Raw genomic sequence first — 19,291 nt, 5'->3', positions numbered from 1 at the left:
TTATTCTTTGGGTTTAGTATAATAAATTTCTAATTTTAATCTTTTATCCACATCCGAACTATTCGTTCCGTGCAGTACTGTTCCTAACGGATTAATTACCGAAGCTACAGGAAGGAATTTCACATTATATGAAGTTCCTGCTGGCGACATCGGATCGGACATCATTAACGGATTTTTAAAGTATGCACTTTTCACATTATTGATATCCTCTGTCACTACCAATCCTACCCGTACATTGGAAGAATCTTTTTTGATCAGATTATTCACATACTGCGTTAATCGCAGCTTATATTTGATTGCTTTTTTATCGCCACTCGTTTCCCGTTCCACCAATCCACCGATTACAAGCTTGCTCATTTTCGGATAATAGGAATTGGTTGTCGCATCGTAATTATAATCGATCAGTACTTTATTATTCTTAATATCGTACAAATAAATACGTTGCGGCTCGTAGGTTACGTTCTGCATCGCCGGTTTGTCGACATAAAAAGTAAGATTTGCCTCGTTGATCAACCATTTATTACTCGCCACTTGCGCACGAAGATCTTCCAACTCGGTTTTATTAAATAAATCGATATACGAAAAAGCCCCCTGACCTCCTTTTAAATACAGACGATCATCACCGGATTCTGTCGGCAGCGAGAAGCTGTTTTCTAAAAAGTTAACCGTTGTACCGGTAAGATTCAACACAATCGATTTTCGCACCCGCGTAGTCGACCCCGTAGAAGCATCGGCTTTATAACGAATATTGATTTTCGCTTTCGAGAAATCAAGCATTGCCATACAGGTTTGATCCGAAATACCTTCCACTTGAAAATACAATCCTCTAAAATATTCTTTAAACGCGTTATTATTAAACAACTTATCAGAAGACGCATTTAAGATTTTATTTTGAAAAAATGCTTTATTTAAATCCAGCCACATACCCGGCGTATACCGTTCCAGAATCACTCGATTACCAATATCGTTATTATCAATAATCTGTCCGGCCGAATTCAGATAATTCCCGGCAGCATCCAATTTATATAAAATTGTCTCCAGATCATTCAAGTAAAACGCTTCATTCTGATTTGGAGGCCCATCATTCAACTGCAAGGTACCTCTGTTATTTTCTACCAGATTTTTCTCATCCGAAAAATATTTTTGAGCATCTCCCCCGTTAGCAGGATCAAACGTTCGCAATTGGTATTTTGATTCGTAGACTCTTAATTTAAACTTATTATCTTTTCCGTAAACCGAATCCAACTCGTACAAACGCACGCCATTATCATCCGTTCCGGTTTGTGTCGCAAAATACGGCACATACACCCAAACCGAATCAATTACAGGATTATCTCCGATTGTTGGCGCCACGGAAGCCAATTGCACTTCCGACACGAAATGCGCTTTGGTTTCGCCGAAAGTGGTATTGTTCATTACCCCCAAAAGATTCACCGGCAAGTTGTTTGTCTGCACCCCACCTGTTGCTTTATTATAAGCCTCCAGCGTTTGCCCTATGTACTTCTCCATATTATAATTTTCCTCACCTACCAGATCGGAACCGACAGTATTAAAATCCTTATCGCAGGAGAACAACAAAATCGCCGTTAAAGACAAAAGCAATTTTTGTAATAATGAAATCCTATTCATATTTTTTATCAGATCAAAGAATGATTATATAACTTGATTTTTATAGAAATTAGTATATGCTTCCGCAAAAGCATCTTTGGGCACGAAAGGTAAAAAAGGTTTACCCGATGTTTCTATAAATTTTGTTAAACTTGGAGAGAGCTCCTCAGAAGCTATAATTACTGCATCCGAATGCAGAATACTGGCTTTCATAATATTTTCGTAGTTCGGAATTTCCAGGTCGGTGATCGACGCGTTCGGAACTTCATCAAACGCCACTTTTTTCATCATTTCCGGATCCAGTGTTCCATCAAATGACTGCGCATAAACAGACGTTACAATTTTAGTATCGGCAAAAAGGGCTTCATCTTTATAATAATGTTTCATATAAATCGGAAGCATACCCGCCAACCAGCCATGCACGTGAATAATATCGGGTACCCAGTTTAATTTTTTAACGGTTTCCACCACTCCTTTTGCAAAAAAGATAGAACGCTCGTCATTATCCGGATACAACACTCCATCCTCATCCGAGAAAGTAGCTTTGCGTTTAAAGTATTCATCATTATCGATAAAATAAACCTGAATACGCTCTTTCGGTATAGAAGCCACCTTAATAATTAACGGCATATCCATATCGTTTACCACTAAATTCATCCCAGACAAGCGGATAACCTCATGCAATTGGTGCCTGCGCTCATTGATATTCCCATATCGAGGCATAAAAATTCTGATTTGTCCTCCTTGATCATTGATCATTTTTGGCACGTCGTACGACATTAAAGAAACCTCATTTTCAGCTAAATAAGGCACCACTTCAGATGATACATACAATATCCTCTTATCATTCATTGCATTAAATTTTATTTATTGGATATAAAAAACATGCAAAATTACAAAATTTTATGCAGTTGTTTGACAAAATAGTAATTTTGCACCCAATTTAAATCCAAAGCAAATGTTTGTTTTTGCCAAAAAAGCAGATTTAGCGCAACATTTAGCGCAAATCGGCACATCCAAAAAAACGATTGGGCTTGTTCCTACCATGGGCGCATTACATCAGGGCCATCTTTCCCTGTTACAAAAATCCTGTTCCGAAAATCAGATTACGGTTATCAGCATATTTGTAAACCCAACACAATTTAACAATTCGGAAGACCTTGAAAAATACCCAAGACATATAGACCGTGACATCGAAAAGGTTCGTACGGTATCGGAAGACATCCTGATTTTTGCTCCAACAGTAGACGATATTTACGAAGGCAATACAACAGCTGCCGCATTTGAATACGACGGTTTGGAATTTCAGATGGAAGGCGCACATCGTCCGGGTCATTTTGACGGCGTTGGAACGATTGTAAAAAAACTGTTTGAAATTGTACAGCCAACAAATGCTTATTTTGGCGAAAAGGATTTCCAACAACTACAAATTGTAAAGAAACTGGTTCAAAAATACCATATCCCGGTAAACGTAATCGGATGCCCGATACACCGGGAAGCAAACGGACTGGCCATGAGTTCCCGAAATGAGCGTCTAAGCAGCGAAGCCCGGGAAGAAGCTTCCCTGATTTACAAAACCCTGTTGGAAGCCAAACAAAAATTCAGCACCCAATCGACCAAGGACGTTATTGATTATGTCACCCGTACCTTTGCCAAATATCCCGCCTTTGAACTGGAATATTTTGAAATTGCAGATGAGGCGACCTTATTATCTGCCACTCGCAAAAGCAGCACTAAAAAATACCGCGGCTTTATTGCGGTTTACATAAACAATATCAGATTGATTGACAATATTGCACTAAATTAATTACCTTTGCACCATGCAAATTCAAGTTGTTAAATCCAAAATTCACCGTGTAAAGGTGACTGGAGCCGATCTAAACTACATCGGAAGCATTACGATTGACGTCGCTTTGATGGAAGCTTCCAATATTTTTGAAGGAGAAAAAGTCTCTATTGTAAACATCAACAACGGGGAACGTCTCGAAACCTACGCCATTCCCGGACCACGTAACAGTGGGGAAATTACCCTAAACGGACCCGCTGCACGAAAAGTTCACAAAGGCGATATCATTATTATCATTTCATACGGAATTATCGGTACGGAAGAAGCAAAAGACTTCAAACCGGCTATCATTTTCCCGAACGAAAATGACAATACATTAACCTAGATCATTCTTTTGAAAGAGAAATTAAAAAAAACCATAGGCATCATACTCCCACTCTTGTTGGGAGTTTTTTTAGTGTATTACGCCTACCATAAATTCACACCCGAACAGCTGGACGAAATGAAAAGCTATTTCCGGAATGCGAATTACAACTACATTCTGATTTCGACATTTTTCTCACTGGTGAGCCTTGTAGCAAGAGGGTATCGCTGGCGTTTCAGTTTGGAGCACATGGGTTATTTCTCTCCCTTTAAAACCAATCTGGCCGCGGTTTGCATCGGTTATCTGATGAACCTTACCATTCCGAGATCCGGAGAAGTTTCCCGCGCACTGATTGTTAAAAAATACAAAGATGTTCCTTTCGACAAAGCCTTCGGGTCCATTATTGCCGAACGGGTGATCGACCTGGTTATACTGTTAGCCTTAATGTTCACGGCACTTTTATTACAATTTGACAATCTAAAAACCTTTTTGGAACAGAAAATCCCGGTTCATAAATTAATCCTGCTTGGCGTGAGCGGTGTTGGAATACTTATCGCTGTAACGCTGGTATTTTTGTATTCCAAATGGCGTCCAGTTGTCATCATCAAACAGAAAATATCCGGATTAATCGAAGGTGTTCTAAGCGTATTCCGAATGCCGCACAAATGGGCTTTTCTATTTTATACAGCCGTGATCTGGATCGGTTATGTACTCACCTTTTACTTTGCCATTTTTGCCATTAAAGAAACCAGCACCATCAGTTTTGGCGTAGTGGTTACCGCATTTGTGGTCGGAAGCCTTGCTATCAGTTTTACCAATGGCGGTTTTGGTGCTTTTCCATTATTGATTTCCGAGATTTTAGTCCTGTATTCGGTACCCGAAACAGCCGGTACTACTTTTGGCTGGATCCTTTGGACATCGCAAACCGGACTAATCATTTTGATGGGACTACTTTCCTTTTTGTTATTGCCGCTTTTACATCGAAATAAATAATTTTTGTTATCTTGCTTCTCTATTCCAAAACTACGAGAAACTACTAACAAACATGAAACAAACGCTACTACTCCTGGTAACATTTCTACTGAGTCACGCTCTCTTTTCCCAAAAGACAGTCGAGGCTTTTAATTCCGAAAAACTGAAGGAAATCCGGGAAATTACCATTATTACCCCCGACAATTACGAGAGCAATAAAGACAAAAAATACCCCTTACTACTCGTCCTTGACGGCGAATACCTAACCAATCCTTTTTATGGTGTTTTTTCCTATGGTGCTTATTGGGACGATCTTCCGGAAGTAATCATCGTTGCCATCAATCAGAATAAAAACAACGAAAGAGAATACGATACTTCTTATGACGAAGGTGGATTACCGAATGAAAAAGGGGCTAAATTTTTCGAATTTATCGGTGCGGAATTATTGCCATATGTTGAAAAAAAATACCGTGTAGCGCCATTCCGTATGATTGCCGGATTGGATACCACAGCTGGTTTTTTAAACTTTTTCTTATATAAAGACAACCCGATTTTCAATGCTTATATTTCATTAAGTCCAGAATTTGCTCCGGAAATGGAAAACAGAATTCCGGAACGACTGGCTGCTATTCAAAAACCAATTTTCTACTATCAGGCGACTTCCGATGGTGATCTGAAAAAAATCCAGACCAAGATGAAAGCATTGGACGAAAAAGCAAAAGCCGTTACAAACAGCAATCTAAAATACCGTTTTGATGAATTTAAAGGACTATCGCACTATTCGCTGGTAACTTTTGCCATTCCGAATGCTGCTTATCATATTTTCGATGGCTACCAACCGATTTCAACAGTTGAATTTCAGGAGAAAATTGCCAAATTACCAACCGGTCATACGCAGTATTTGATTGACAAATACACCAACCTGGAAAAGAAATTAGGATATAAACCTACCATCCGTTTAAACGACTTTAAAGCGATTGAAGCCGCTATCCTTAAAAACAAAAATTACGAAGAGCTGTTAACGCTTTCGGACGTAGCCAAAAAGAACTATCCGAAAAGCATGATCAGCGAATACGAAAAAGGCTTGTATTACGAAAATACCAACGATAACAAAAAAGCCTACAAAGCCTATATGAGTGCCTTTAACCTGGAACCTATTGGCGACCTGACCAAAGACGGTATGCTGGAAAGAGCCGATGCCGTAAAATCCAGATAACAATTACAAAAAGAGAATACATCCGAAATGGCGATCAAATTAAAAACAACCTTCTTCTGTCAAAGCTGTGGCACACAATATTCTAAATGGCAAGGCCAATGTAATGCCTGTAAAGAATGGAATACCATAGTCGAAGAAGTCATCCAGAAAGAAGAAAAGGTTGCCTGGAAAGCCAGTTCTACAGAAGTTAAAAAAGCGGCTAAGCCGTTAAAAATAAATGAAATTGATTCTGCCGAGGAAATCCGAATGGACACTACCGACGGCGAACTCAACCGTGTATTGGGCGGCGGACTGGTTCCCGGTTCGCTTACCCTTTTAGGTGGTGAACCCGGTATCGGAAAGAGTACGCTATTGCTGCAAATTTCCCTAAAACTTCCCTATAAAACCTTATACGTTTCCGGAGAAGAAAGTCAGAAGCAGATTAAAATGCGTGCCGAACGAATCACAACCAACAGCGATAATTGTTATATCCTGACGGAGACTAAAACGCAAAACATTTTCAGGCAAATCGAAACCATCGAACCCGAAATTGTGATCATCGATTCCATTCAAACGCTTCATACCGACTATATCGAATCATCGGCCGGAAGCATTTCTCAGATCCGGGAATGCACCGCCGAATTGATCAAATATGCAAAAGAAACCAATGTCCCGGTAATCCTTATCGGGCATATCACCAAAGACGGAAACATTGCCGGTCCGAAGATATTGGAACACATGGTCGACACCGTTTTACAATTTGAAGGCGATCGGAATCACGTATATCGTATTCTGCGTTCGCTAAAAAACCGTTTTGGTTCTACGGCCGAATTGGGCATTTACGAAATGCAAGGCAGCGGACTACGTGAAGTTGCCAATCCGTCGGAAATCCTGATTTCGCATAAGGAAGAAGAATTATCCGGAACTGCTATTGCCACCACACTCGAGGGAATGCGTCCGTTGATGATAGAAATTCAGGCATTAGTCAGCACAGCCGTATACGGAACACCACAACGCAGCACGACTGGTTATAACGCCAAGCGATTAAATATGATTTTAGCCGTATTGGAGAAACGCGCCGGATTCCGATTGGGTGCCAAAGACGTTTTCCTGAATGTAACCGGTGGTATTTCGGTAGACGATCCGGCAATTGATCTGGCCGTTGTAGCGGCTATACTTTCGTCAAACGAAGATATTCCGGTAGGGAAAGATTATTGTTTCGCGGGAGAAGTAGGTCTTTCCGGAGAAATCCGCCCGGTAAACCGTGTGGAACAACGGATACAGGAAGCCGAAAAACTAGGTTTCGGAACCATATTCATATCCAAGTATAATAAAGTAGCGGTTAAAAATACCGCAATCAACGTTAAAATGGTGTCTAAAATTGAAGATGTGGTTAGCGAGTTGTTCGGGTAAAAACTATTATTACGGGCTTATCAGCTGTCTGTTTGTGCTTATCGGCTGTCAGAACGAAAAGCATCAAACAACCTATGGAAAAATCCGGGTTACGGACACTTCCCATTTTGAAGTGGCTAAAACCAGTCCGCTATTCACCATACCGGAAAGCGTCGATAACGACTTCCGTGATTTTGGAAACATACTGATCCTTAAAAAAATAAATCCCAATTGTATTCAAATTAAAAACGTATCCAACGACGGCTATACCGGACAAAGTATCACATTTACCATTGATTCGACACTAACCATTGTTACCGCTAACTATAGTCATTGGACCGATGCTCAGGACGGCTCAAAAGAGTCTTTCACTGTAGATCAACTTACCGCCAAGCTCAGTAAAAATCCATTTAAGGAAGGCATCGAAAAACTGGAAGGCGAATTCGAAGTCAAAGCTACGACTACGCGCTACCCTTCTGAATTTTACAAATTCCCGTTTCAATACAGAAATGATTTTTTCGGACGCTTCCAATCCTAATCAAAAACGATTCGCACTTTTGTTTTTTCCACTAAAAAAATACGAATCGAAACATCACAACCGTAAAATGCTTTTTGTACCGGCAAAAACCTTGCATATTAACATATTCTTCTACTTTATTTTTAGGGATAATACCCTATTTTTGTACAAACCAGAAGAAGTATGAGAACCAGAAAGCAAAAAATCATCCGCTTTTCGATAGCGCTGCTAGTCCTTTTTGCGCTTGCGTTTATCGGTCTTTTTATTTTCCGGGATTCCCTACTTCAAAAAGTGATTACTAAAGCCGAAAACCGTTTTGACGTCGATTACAATTGTACCCTTTCGATCAAAAAAGCGCAATTTGACGGACTGAATGGTGTCACCTTACACAATATTGTTTTAGTTCCCAAACAAGCCGATACCTTGTTGGCCGTTGCCAAAATTAAAACGACGGTTAACCTTTTTCAGTTATTTACCGGTGATATTCAATTACAGGAACTGGAAATGCAAAACGGCTTTATCCAATTCGTAAAAAACGAAAAAGGACGTAATTTCGACGCTTTCCTAAAACGGGAAAAAGAAGACAATCCCGAAAACGAGAAAAAGAATTACGCCAAACTGGCCTATCGCCTACTGACCAAGGCTTTAAATCTGGTGCCAACCAATATGACTCTTCAAAACCTATCGCTCCGGATGGACGATATGGGACGAAAGGTTACCATGCATCTAAATGAACTCGATCTGAAAGGAAAACAGCTACAAACCACGATAAACGTCCGCACCAATACCTTTACCCAAAACTGGAAAATCCGAGGGATGGCCGATCCGAGGAACAAAACAGCCGATCTTCGTTTTTTTAATAGCGATACTTCCAAAATCAAAGTTCCGTATATCGACGAACGTTTTCATCTTTTGTCCAGTTTTGACAGTATTCATGTGAACGTAGCCAAAATAAAAATGGAAGGTAACGAATTGCATGTCGACGGCTATACCTCTATCAGTAACTTCACGATTAATCATCCGAGGATTGCTAAAAAAGATGTGATCATCGAGAAAGCCCGTTTTGATTACCGCTTTCTTTTTGGTGAACATTTTGTCGCTATAGACAGTAGTTCCCGAGCACAGCTCAACGCTATAAAAATACAGCCCTTTGCCGAATACAATACGGAAAAAGACACTTTGTATACCTTACGTGTTGCGCTTCCGAAAATGAAAGCACAGGACTTTATAACGTCCCTTCCGAAAGGTTTGTTCACCCATTTCGAAGGTATGGAAGCCGAAGGTAGTTTTAACTACAAACTCGACTTTCAATTTAACAAAAACAACCCGAATGCCCTTGTTTTTGACAGTAAGCTCCAAAAAGAAGGCCTTAAAATTCTTAAATACGGAGAAGCTGATCTGGACAAATTAAACACTGCGTTTACCTATCGTGCAATCGAAAACGGAGTACCACAGCGCCCGATTGTCGTGGGTCCATCCAATCCGAATTTCACACCATTGGATCAGATAGCGCCCTATTTGCAAAAAAGCGTTTTAACGTCGGAAGATCCGTCGTTTATGTCGCACCGTGGTTTTATCAACGAAGCGTTTAAACAGTCGATCGTTAAAAACATCCGAACCAAAAAATTTGCCCGTGGCGCCAGTACGATCAGTATGCAATTGGTAAAAAATGTATTTCTGACCCGGGAAAAAACATTGTCCCGCAAGCTGGAAGAAATCCTATTGGTATATATACTCGAAAACAACCGTATCGCCAGTAAGCAACGAATGCTTGAAGTTTACTTTAACGTAATCGAATGGGGACCAAATGTATACGGAATCGGAGAAGCCGCACAGTTTTATTTCCAGAAAAAACCCGCCGATCTGACGTTAAAAGAATGTCTTTTCTTAGCGACTATTGTACCGAAACCCAAAAAATTCATGTGGCAGTTCGATAGCACCGGAAGCTTAAAAGGCTATGCCAACGAGCAACAAAACTTCCTGACAAAGCTAATGTTACGCAGAGGTGTTTTAACTCCGGAGGATACGATTGGCTACAAATTACCGTTTACAATTACCGGTCGTTCACGATCCTTACTAAAACTAAAAGCCATGCCGGATAGCATTGCCGTCGATTCTATTTTTATAAAAGAAATGGTGTATTAATTTATTTCAAAACTAAATTATCTGCGACTTACTACATTTCTTTTTGTTCAATATAAAAACATCTGAAACCAATAATACTACACTATATCCGAAATTGTGATATCAGGTTTATTTTATTACCATTGTAATTTAAAATGAGCGTTGCAATGAAGAGGAAAAGACTAAGAATTGAAAAAGGAAAGATTAACGATATAGAGGCATATATAGAAAACAGTTGTTCTAAGTTCGCTAAACAGATTGTCACTCACACGCACAAAACTGTTGTCGAATTATGGGTAGATAAGCACTATATGCTCCGGGTTCAATTTGGTGATGACAATGGACAAAGAGAAGGGATTGCATTAGCATTAGTACAAGAGTTAATTGAAAATTCATTCAAACATCTGGTTTATTATGCTTTAAAACATAAAGACTTTGTTTTTCTAAATTATCCTCCTCCAAAATCACGAAACCTAAGAATGGTACTAATGCAAAAATATCCCGATAAAGCCACATTAAATGTAGTTGTCGAATATCATTTTATTTCTTTAGTATGCGTCGAAGTAACCATAAAAACGGCGATGACACATAGTCATTTTGGACTAAGTGATGGTCAATTTGCAATAGCTATTCAAAACAATACATCAACGCTTTTCCTTTACCGAAAAAACACAAACACACTCATAACAATAGATCAATACTCGGGCTAAGATGCGATCATCATAAAAAACCATATATCAATCAATTAATACTATCTTTAAAAAAACACAATCTAATAAATTTACCGTATATTTGTATTATATAATGAGACAGGATAAAAATCTGGTCAGCCTTATAGGTAGGATAGCAATCTGGTCAGTCTCAAAAAAATAAAGGCGCCTTAGTAAATTACTAAGGCGCTTTTATTTTCTATCCGATTTATTTAAAATTCTTTAAAAATTCTTCTTTATAGGTTGGTGAAATTTCCACTTCCGAGCCATCGAAAAGCGTTACATAACCACCGGCTCCTTTATGATAGGATTTCACAAAATTCACATTGATAATATGGGATTTATGAACCCGTAAAAATGGAAACGGAAGGATTTCCGAAAAATGCTTTAAAAAACGACATACCATTTTTTTACTGCCATCCTGTAAATAGATATCCGTAAAATTACCATTTCCGCGAAGACGAACGATTTCTTCCATTTTGGCCACTTCAAAGCCTTCGAGTGTTGGCAAAATAACTTTTTGACGCTCCGGATTGGTTTCCCGGAAGTTTTCCACTATGATCCGGTTCCGGTTAAAAATATCCTGATTTAACAACTGCAATTGTACTTTATTGACCGCCAAAATCAGTTCTTCGATACTGATTGGTTTTAGCAAATAATAAGCCGCGCTCTGATTTAAGGCTTTTAGCGAATATTCCGAAAAAGCCGTTACAAAGATGGTTTCAAACTGCAAATCCTTACAGGCTTCCAATACATCGAAAGCATTTCCAAAAGGCATTTCCACATCGAGAAAAACCAGTTGAGGTTCCAGTTCATGCAACAAAGGCACGGCTTCTTTTATATGTTGCGCTTCGCCAATTACCTCAACCTGCGGACAATATTTAGAGAGGTAGTTTTTAAGCACTTCTCTTGCCGCCAATTCATCTTCTACGATTACACTTCTTATTTTTTGCATGGTATTCTATTTTTCAATCCGGGAAAAACGCAGGGTTACAATAGTCCCGGTTTCCGGTTCTGTTTTTTCAACAATCTGTAAGGCGATCTCTTTTTTATACAATTCGTTTAACAAACCAATCCGCTCTTTGGTATTGGTAAGTCCTCTCGACTGGTGTACTTTCTGATTTTTGGTTTTCAGTTCCCGACTTTTGGTTAATCCGATTCCATTGTCTTCGATCACAACCAAAACGTTTTCTTTTTCAAGGAGAAAGCGCAATTGCAACAAACCTTTGCCTTCCTTATACCGAAGTCCGTGCCAGATGGCATTTTCCAGTTGTGGCTGAATGATCATATTTGGAATCTGAATGGTTTCCGTATCGAGTTTTTCATCTACTGCAATGGTATATTCAAACTGATCTTCGAAGCGCATATGTTCGAGGTCGAGGTATTTCCGCAATTGTTCGATTTCACTTCCCAAGGCGATAAAATCCTTATTGGAATTTTCCATCATATTCCGCATCAGCTTCGAATAGGACGTTAGGTATTTGTTCGCTTCCAGTTCGCGGTTTTGCGATATAAACTGATTGACGCTATTCAGACTGTTAAAAATAAAATGCGGGTTCATTTCCCGGCGTAACGACTGTAAGGCAATCTCTTTATTCTTTGTTTTGATCGAATACAGTGCTTTTATGATCAATCCGAAAAGCAATAACAGTACAATCATAGAACCGATCAGGAAATAGTTAAAGGTGTTTTTCTTAGCGATCAATTCGTCTTTTAAAACCTTTTCCTTTTCCAGCTGGCGAATCTTTTCTTCCGTTACCTGAAAGGTTAACTGGTCGGCTTGCGCACTGTCTTTTCGGGTTAACTGTTCGTAGTTTTTAAAGAATTGTTCGTATAACTGTGTGCTCTCCTTATAATTTCCGGTTTGTCGGTAATAGTTAAGCAATCTTTCGAGGTTGTTTTTAACGGCTTCGGCTTTCCCATTTTCGGTTGCCAGTTTATAGGCTACTTTTAAGGCGTGTGTGGCTTTTTCCGGCTCTTTCTTTTTAAAATAGATGGTTGCCAGCGATTGCAATTGCGCTATTTCGGTATCAAAATCCTGACGTGCTTTGGCATCGGCCAATAGTTTTTCGGAAATCCCGATTGCTTCGTCAAACTGATTGTCGGCGGTATAGACTTTTGCGATTTCATTTTTTAGTTTGATCACCGCTTCTGGCTTGTCTTTAACAAACGTAATCGCCTGGTTATAGCTTTCAATGGCTTCGGCTTTATTCCTCTTCTTCAGACTCATTTCCGCTTTTTGCACATAAGCATCGGCTACTTCTTCGCTTCGATTTTCCTTTTCCAGCAATTTGATATTGGAATTGACATAATCATACTGTGCCGCCGGATTTTGGGGACTTTGCAAACGCTTGGCATCATTCTGATTGACTTCAATCGCGCTTTTATCGACCGTAATGGCACTCGCGGTCTGATAATTACTTATCGCCGCTTTATATTTATTCTGACTCTCCTGTGTTCGCGCCAGATTTCGCGTTACCCGGGCAATATCCTCTTTCCGTTTTAGTCGGGTAAAACTTTCCAGTGCTTTTTTAAGATATTCTTCTCCTTTCACCGGATCGTCGGCATCGATAAACTCCTGTGCCAGTTTTTCGTAACTCACCGCGATCTTTACCTCATCGTTCGCATCTAAGGATTTGGCCAGTTCCTCTGCTGCTTTACTCAGTTTCCCACTGACACTTTTACTCGCTTTTTCGGCATTGATTTGTTGGGCAATCGCCTGCTGCGGAGTCAAAAGTCCGATACCCAATCCGATCAAGATATACGTTATATACCGCATGCTGTTTTACTTGTTTTTCTGAATGTAAAGTACGTTAAATCCAAAATCCTTTCCTATAGCATTCACCAAGTCGGATTCCCGTTTCACCCGTTCTTCCAAAAGTACGTTTTTTCGATTAATACATTTGCTCCGAACCTTAAAACCTCCGACATGAAAAAAATACTACTCTTTGCAAGCTTATTGACAGTACATTTTGCTATTGCACAAGTTTCCGGGAATATCAACTATAAAAACCAGGTTGTATTTACCGACAATTCGATCAACGTGAATTTCCCTTCCAATGCCGATATCATCGCCAGTGTAAAAGGTCTGGCCAATGTTAAAGCCGATGCCTATGTCGCTATTTTCCAGGTGTCACAAACCGGTGCCACTACGGAAGAAGTCAATGAGATCATCGACAAGCGCATTGGTCAGTCGTTAAAAGAAATCCGATTAAAAAAAGGTGTGGAAACCTTTGTAGATATGATCACTTTTGTTCCGATGTATGACTATACCGTCGAACGAAAACTATTTAGTCGGAAAACCTATAATGAAATCCCGGTTGGTTTTGAATTAAAAAAGAACATTCATATTAAATATACCGATCCGAATCTGTTGGACGATTTTATTAAGATCCTATCCGCCAATGAAATTTACGACCTCGTACGGGTAGATTACTTTTCGAATACTTTGGAAACGGTTAAAAAAGACCTGATGAACAAAGCCCGACTTCTGGTTTTGGAAAAAGCCAAAAATTACGAAATACTGTTGGGTGAAACGTTTACGAATGCCGAGAAAAAAATAGCGGACGGTTACAGTATTACACTTCCGGTTGAAATGTATAAATCGTATGAAGCCTATAGCAGTTCATCGCTTTCGCTTAAAAAATTCGCCAATGTCAACCAGGCTACCAAATCAACAACACTGTATTACCAACCGATTGTAAACAAGGATTTTGATTTTGTGGTTAATCCAACCATACTCGAACCGGTGATTCAAGTGCAATATGAGGTTAAAATTGCCATCACTCGCACCAAAAAGCCAGCGCCAAAAAATGAAAAGGAATATATACTGATAACACCATCCGGTGATCTGAAATCCATACAACTGAGTACGACCAAATAAGTTACTACAATCCTTTCACCAAGTTGAAACCCGCTTTCACCCATTCTACCAAAACCGCATTTACGATACGACTACTTTTGAACTGTAATCTTTAAAAAACCGAAAATCATGAAAACCGAGAATCTTTTACTAGCTTTAACAACTTCGGTAGTGTTGACCGGAGTAATGATCAAAACCGGAAAACCGGAATCGACTGAAACAACCGTACTACACACCCAAAAAGCACCGGAAGAACAACCTTGTGTTTTCATGTCGGTTATGGGCGAACAACCTGTTGCGGAATATGCCCAATATAAAAATGATGCTTCCCTAAAAAGCGTTGTGCAAAAAGGTGAAAAATGGTTGGTTTCCGCACAAAACAACGACGGAGGCTGGGGCGCCGGTTCGCACAGCAATCAGGGCGAAATGAACCCGCATGCCGTACAATCCGATCCGGCTACAACTGCGATGGCTGCGATGGCCTTATACCGTATGGGGTATACCACAACCAAAGGGCCTTATCAGAAACAACTTTCCAATGCGTTGGACTATCTGTTACAACAGATCGAAGCCAATAAAAACAGTGATTATATCACGCAGGTTCGCGGCACACAGATACAACGCAAACTGGGCGAAAATATTGATGCCGCACTAACGCTTCAATTTTTAAATCAGGTAGCCGAAAAAAATCCATCGCAACGGGTGGAAAGAGCGATACAAATCTGCGTTAACAAAATTGAGAAATCCTACGACACCAACGGAAAAGTAAACGGTGCCGGATGGGCCGGTGTATTGCAATCGTCTTTTGCCAGTTCGGGATTGGAACAGGCTAAGAAAAACAAAAACATTACCGTAAACGAAGACAAAATCACCGCTGCCCGTAATTATCAGAAAAGCAATTACAATACCGAAAGCAATACCGCCAAAACCGAGGATGGTGCCGGTATTATGCTTTATGCCGTGAGTAGTTCGGTTCGTGGAAGTGCCTCGGAAGCCAAAGAGGCCGAAGAGCTGTTTACCAAAGCCAAAGCAGAAGGTAAAATCGGTAAAACAGCCGAACTCAACCGCGACAACCTGCAAAAGATTGGTATTTCGAAAGAAAAAGCCGCGTCCTACGATGTTGCATCAAAAGTGTATAAAGCTGCAAAAGTACAGGCAATGGACAATGGTGTGATGAATGGTTTTGGAAATAATGGCGGTGAAGAATTCATGAGCTTTCTTCAGACAGGCGAATCCATGTTGGTTAAAAAAGACAATGACTGGAAAAACTGGTACGACAACGTTAGCGGAAAGCTGATCAACATCCAAAACAACAATGGTAGCTGGAACGGTCACCATTGCATTACCAGTCCGGTTTTTTGCACCGCTACCTGTTTGTTAATCCTGACCATTGAAAATGACATCCACTCTTTCCAAAAATAAAACGAAATGCCAACAGTCTTTATCCTTACCGTATTTTTTATCGGTATCGTCGCCTTTGCCAACGCTACCGGTCGTAAAAGAACCTAAAACAAAACGGTCCTTAAACAATTTGTAAAACATTATATTTACTAAAAAACATGAAAAAGTTTATCACAATACTCCTATTCGCCCTATCCGGAATGGTATTCGCCCAAAAGCCTGTTTTTACGACGGCCAAAGTCAATGCGGTTACCGTTTATTTTAACGCCGCAGAAATAACACAAACGGCTTATTTGAATCTTCCGGCCGGAACACACGAAATCGTTATCAAAAATGTGGCGAATTACCTGAATGAAAACACGGTTCAGATTGGTGCACCTTCGAGCCTTACAGTACTTTCCTCGCAATTCACGAACGATTATATCAGTGAATACGACATTGACGAAAGTTCACCGGCTATTAAAAAAGTACGGGATAGTATCAAAATTGTACAAAAAGAACTGGATCGTTTAAAAAACACCCGAACTTCAGAAATGAAAACCATCGAAATTTTGGATCGAAATCAACAGGTATATGGGGCAAATACCGGTTTGAGTGTAACGGAACTGATGAAAATGGTGGAGTATTACAAAACGAAACGCACCGAGATCAGTAATACAATAGACGTTTTAAACGAACGCGAAAAGAAACTTTCCGATCTTTTAACCAAACTAAACACCAAACTGGAAATCAACAGTACTAAAGAGGAAAAAAATGCTACCGGAAAACTGGTATTACAGGTGATGAACCAAACAGCCGGAGCCGTAACACTGGATGTTTCTTATCTGACAAACAATGCGCGTTGGTCGCCGTTTTATGAGCTTCGTGCCGATAATATTGCCTCACCGATAAACATGTTGTATAAAGCGCAAGTGGTTCAAAACACCGGAGTCGACTGGAGAAAAGTAAAACTAACCCTTTCCAGCGGAATCCCGAACCAGAATAATCAAGCGCCAATAGTCAATCCTTGGTTTTTAGCTTACCAACCGACATATGCCGCCGTACCGCAAGCCAAGGCTAACTATGACCGAATGGAAGAAGTGGTAACCTCAGCAGTCGCGATTCGAGGAAAAGCTTCCGGATTGCAAGCAAGAAGTACGGTTTCGGATTACACTATGATCAACGAAAACCAATTAAATGTTTCGTTTGACATTGATATTCCGTATGACATCCTATCGAATGGTAAAACGCATAGTGTTTCGTTAAAAGAAATCAAATTGCCGGCTACCTATAAATATTATGCTGCTCCTAAACTGGATAAAGAATCCTTTTTATTGGCCGAAATCAGTGATTATGGCAAATACAATCTGTTAAAAGGCGAAGCCAATATCATTTTCGAGGGAATGTATGTCGGCAAAACGCTTGTCAATCCGGGACAAACATCCGACACGTTGAATCTTAGTATGGGACGCGACAAAAAAGTTGTGATCACCCGTGAAAAAGTTGTCGATAAATCCGGCGTTAAATTCCTATCGACTAAAAAAGAACAGACTTTTACGTATGACATTACAGTTCGCAACAACAAAAAAGAGTCGATACTATTAAAACTGGAAGATCAGTATCCGCTAAGTAGCGATAAGGAAATTGAAATCGAATTAAAACAAAAAGATGGTGCCAAGGTTAATTCTGAAACCGGTTTATTAAGCTGGGAACTTAATTTAAAACCAAATGAAACAAAGAAAATTCGCATTAGCTATACCGTTAAATACCCTAAAGATAAGATAATCGGAAATCTTTAGAAAAGTGCGCCTCTCCAATGGAGAGGCGCTTTGTTTTTAAGAACCATACTATGTAACATCTGATTTATTTCAATTGCCATATTTCGATATACTTTATCCCTCCTTTGGGATATAAACTGGCACCGGAAAGGCATTCGCCGTTTGAAATCAGATCTACGTGTCCGGAGAATCCGGCGCGCCGGCTGTTTTTATTCACAACGGTATAAACACCGGTTTTATCTTTTAAGAATGCGGCAATAGTTTCGCGGCAGTTGGCTTTTGTTCCTGTTAAGCGAAACGTCGGCCTTCCAAATGTTTTTTTCATCCAAATATTAAAAGCCTTCGCCGAAACAATATAATAGTTACCATCGGCACCCTGATCCACTTTTTCAGAACCGTTCAGTCCCACATCTATGGGTATTCCGGAGTAATTAAATGCCAGAGAAGCTCGAACCGCACATGCATTTCGGCACTTTGAATTTTCTTCCTGATGCTTGGCAAGGATAGCTCCTCCAACCCTTTTATAAACCGTATCACTCGGCATATGGTATATAATTCCGTCTTCTTCCATTTTAGGAAAGGCATTGGAGAAATCGACATAAGGAGGCAATTTTTTTAACGGATATTTCTGTTCTATGTTTCCCCAAAACCAACTGTCACAATATCCGTCATCCATTTCAACTGGTGTTAAAAACCAATTTACCAAATGCTCCCAGCTAACTTCCGGGTGTTTACACAAATAACCAACAGCCCAGGTCGCAAATTCGTTTATTTCGGTATTTCCCAATCCGGTTTTCGGATCAAAATATTCTTTTAAATACAGAACAACAGCATCGCTCGAAGTGGTTTTCCACCAAAGGCTATTTGGCGCAACAACGGTAATCTCCTGTTTAAACTTCTCTAAAAACGAGGTAAATGCCATGCCTACAACCGGTGTTGTCATAATTTGCAAAACCGGAGCCGACTTACCGTTTAGATCTTGTTCATCGCACTCTTGTTTTTGCAACCATTCTAAAACCGTTACAGCTTCACCTTTATTTGTCCACGTAATCGGGACTTTTGCCAATGTATTATATTTATAGAACTGTTTTTTTTCACCGGAATCGCAATTCCCTTCTTTTTGGATCGCAACAGTCATTTTATTTTCCAGACTTCCGATACGATGTATTTCTAATACCTGCTTTCGGGTCAAAGCATACGTAGTAAAAAACACATTACAGGAACCGTCTTTGGTATAATGCAGTACCAGGTTTTCGATTTTGTTAACAGGATATTGCCTTGTAACGGGAAAAGTATAGGATGTGATTCCCTTTTCCGTTATACAAACAGCTTCTTCTCTGTTTATCAACAAATGGTTTTTCGTATTATATGGATCGGCAGCCAACGTCAACACTATTTCATTTAGTTTTTTTGTGACATTGTTTTTTTTGCGCAGTTCTTCACAGGATAACCTTTTTACGGTTATTTTTTCATTTTTTACAACCTGCTGTTTTGTATTGTAGTCCTGACCACATTTTTTAAAAAATGTGATACAAAACAGACTGAACACAATTATCGAATTTTGTAGCATTTTCTTCATTTCCAGAGAAATTAATTTCACTCC

16 protein-coding genes are annotated in these 19,291 nt (G+C 39.7%); 11 read left to right on the top strand and 5 right to left on the bottom strand.

Annotated features, from left to right (window positions below; translation table 11 throughout):
• Together AAFN64_RS16715 and AAFN64_RS16710 are read right to left on the bottom strand one after the other, a co-directional pair.
• The gene (locus AAFN64_RS16715) at positions 1-1,629 is read right to left on the bottom strand and encodes a DUF4270 domain-containing protein (protein ID WP_347761364.1); all 1,629 of its coding nucleotides are present in this window, start codon (positions 1,627-1,629) and stop codon (positions 1-3) included.
• 24 nt (positions 1,630-1,653) lie between these two features.
• Positions 1,654-2,460: a glycogen/starch synthase gene (locus AAFN64_RS16710; protein ID WP_300488574.1), complete on the bottom strand. Its 807-nt coding sequence runs from the start codon at positions 2,458-2,460 to the stop codon at positions 1,654-1,656.
• 106 nt (positions 2,461-2,566) lie between these two features.
• On the opposite strand from AAFN64_RS16710, the gene panC reads away from it, so the two are divergent.
• From panC to AAFN64_RS16670, 8 genes are all read left to right on the top strand, one after another.
• The gene (panC, locus tag AAFN64_RS16705; protein ID WP_300488577.1) at positions 2,567-3,415 is read left to right on the top strand and encodes a pantoate--beta-alanine ligase; all 849 of its coding nucleotides are present in this window, start codon (positions 2,567-2,569) and stop codon (positions 3,413-3,415) included.
• Between the two features lie 13 nt (positions 3,416-3,428).
• Entirely contained in the window at positions 3,429-3,779 is a 351-nt protein-coding gene (panD, locus tag AAFN64_RS16700; RefSeq protein ID WP_300488580.1) for an aspartate 1-decarboxylase, read from the top strand.
• Positions 3,780-3,788: 9 nt separating this feature from the next.
• On the top strand, positions 3,789-4,751 hold the full coding sequence (locus AAFN64_RS16695) for a lysylphosphatidylglycerol synthase transmembrane domain-containing protein (protein WP_347761363.1): 963 nt from the start codon (positions 3,789-3,791) through the stop codon (positions 4,749-4,751).
• 52 nt (positions 4,752-4,803) lie between these two features.
• Complete coding sequence (locus AAFN64_RS16690) at positions 4,804-5,946, top strand: alpha/beta hydrolase-fold protein (protein ID WP_347761362.1); 1,143 nt, start codon at positions 4,804-4,806, stop codon at positions 5,944-5,946.
• 27 nt (positions 5,947-5,973) lie between these two features.
• Entirely contained in the window at positions 5,974-7,338 is a 1,365-nt protein-coding gene (gene radA / locus AAFN64_RS16685) for a DNA repair protein RadA (RefSeq protein ID WP_300488588.1), read from the top strand.
• Positions 7,313-7,855, top strand: coding sequence for a hypothetical protein (locus AAFN64_RS16680; protein ID WP_347761361.1), 543 nt, complete (start codon positions 7,313-7,315; stop codon positions 7,853-7,855). The genes radA and AAFN64_RS16680 overlap by 26 nt, the downstream gene beginning before the upstream one ends.
• A gap of 162 nt (positions 7,856-8,017) precedes the next feature.
• Positions 8,018-9,979 (top strand): transglycosylase domain-containing protein, encoded by a 1,962-nt coding sequence (locus AAFN64_RS16675; RefSeq protein ID WP_347761360.1) that lies wholly within the window; start codon positions 8,018-8,020, stop codon positions 9,977-9,979.
• A gap of 146 nt (positions 9,980-10,125) precedes the next feature.
• A complete protein-coding gene (locus tag AAFN64_RS16670; protein ID WP_347761359.1) occupies positions 10,126-10,668 on the top strand; it encodes a hypothetical protein in 543 nt (180 codons plus the stop codon).
• 208 nt (positions 10,669-10,876) lie between these two features.
• Here AAFN64_RS16670 and AAFN64_RS16665 read toward each other — a convergent pair whose 3' ends face one another.
• Positions 10,877-11,623 carry a LytTR family DNA-binding domain-containing protein gene (locus AAFN64_RS16665; protein ID WP_300488597.1) on the bottom strand — a complete coding sequence of 249 codons (747 nt, stop codon included), beginning with the start codon at positions 11,621-11,623 and terminating at the stop codon, positions 10,877-10,879.
• A 6-nt stretch (positions 11,624-11,629) separates the two neighbouring features.
• Positions 11,630-13,447, bottom strand: coding sequence for a histidine kinase (locus tag AAFN64_RS16660; protein ID WP_347761358.1), 1,818 nt, complete (start codon positions 13,445-13,447; stop codon positions 11,630-11,632).
• Between the two features lie 150 nt (positions 13,448-13,597).
• Here AAFN64_RS16660 and AAFN64_RS16655 point away from each other — a divergent pair, with 150 nt between their 5' ends.
• From AAFN64_RS16655 to AAFN64_RS16645, 3 genes are all read left to right on the top strand, one after another.
• Positions 13,598-14,551, top strand: a complete 954-nt coding sequence (locus AAFN64_RS16655; RefSeq protein WP_300488601.1) for an SIMPL domain-containing protein — start codon at positions 13,598-13,600, stop codon at positions 14,549-14,551.
• A 108-nt stretch (positions 14,552-14,659) separates the two neighbouring features.
• Positions 14,660-15,952 (top strand): hypothetical protein, encoded by a 1,293-nt coding sequence (locus tag AAFN64_RS16650; protein ID WP_347761357.1) that lies wholly within the window; start codon positions 14,660-14,662, stop codon positions 15,950-15,952.
• Positions 15,953-16,089: 137 nt separating this feature from the next.
• Positions 16,090-17,709 (top strand): DUF4139 domain-containing protein, encoded by a 1,620-nt coding sequence (locus AAFN64_RS16645; protein ID WP_347761356.1) that lies wholly within the window; start codon positions 16,090-16,092, stop codon positions 17,707-17,709.
• A 64-nt stretch (positions 17,710-17,773) separates the two neighbouring features.
• On the opposite strand, the gene AAFN64_RS16640 is transcribed toward AAFN64_RS16645, so the two are convergent.
• A complete protein-coding gene (locus AAFN64_RS16640) occupies positions 17,774-19,288 on the bottom strand; it encodes a T6SS effector amidase Tae4 family protein (protein ID WP_347761355.1) in 1,515 nt (504 codons plus the stop codon).
• Positions 19,289-19,291: the final 3 nt, after the last annotated feature.

The sequence above is a fragment of the Flavobacterium sp. CAU 1735 genome, from assembly GCF_039888695.1.
Classification (GTDB): Bacteria; Bacteroidota; Bacteroidia; order Flavobacteriales; family Flavobacteriaceae; genus Flavobacterium.
This window is presented reverse-complemented; position numbering and strand designations above follow the sequence as displayed.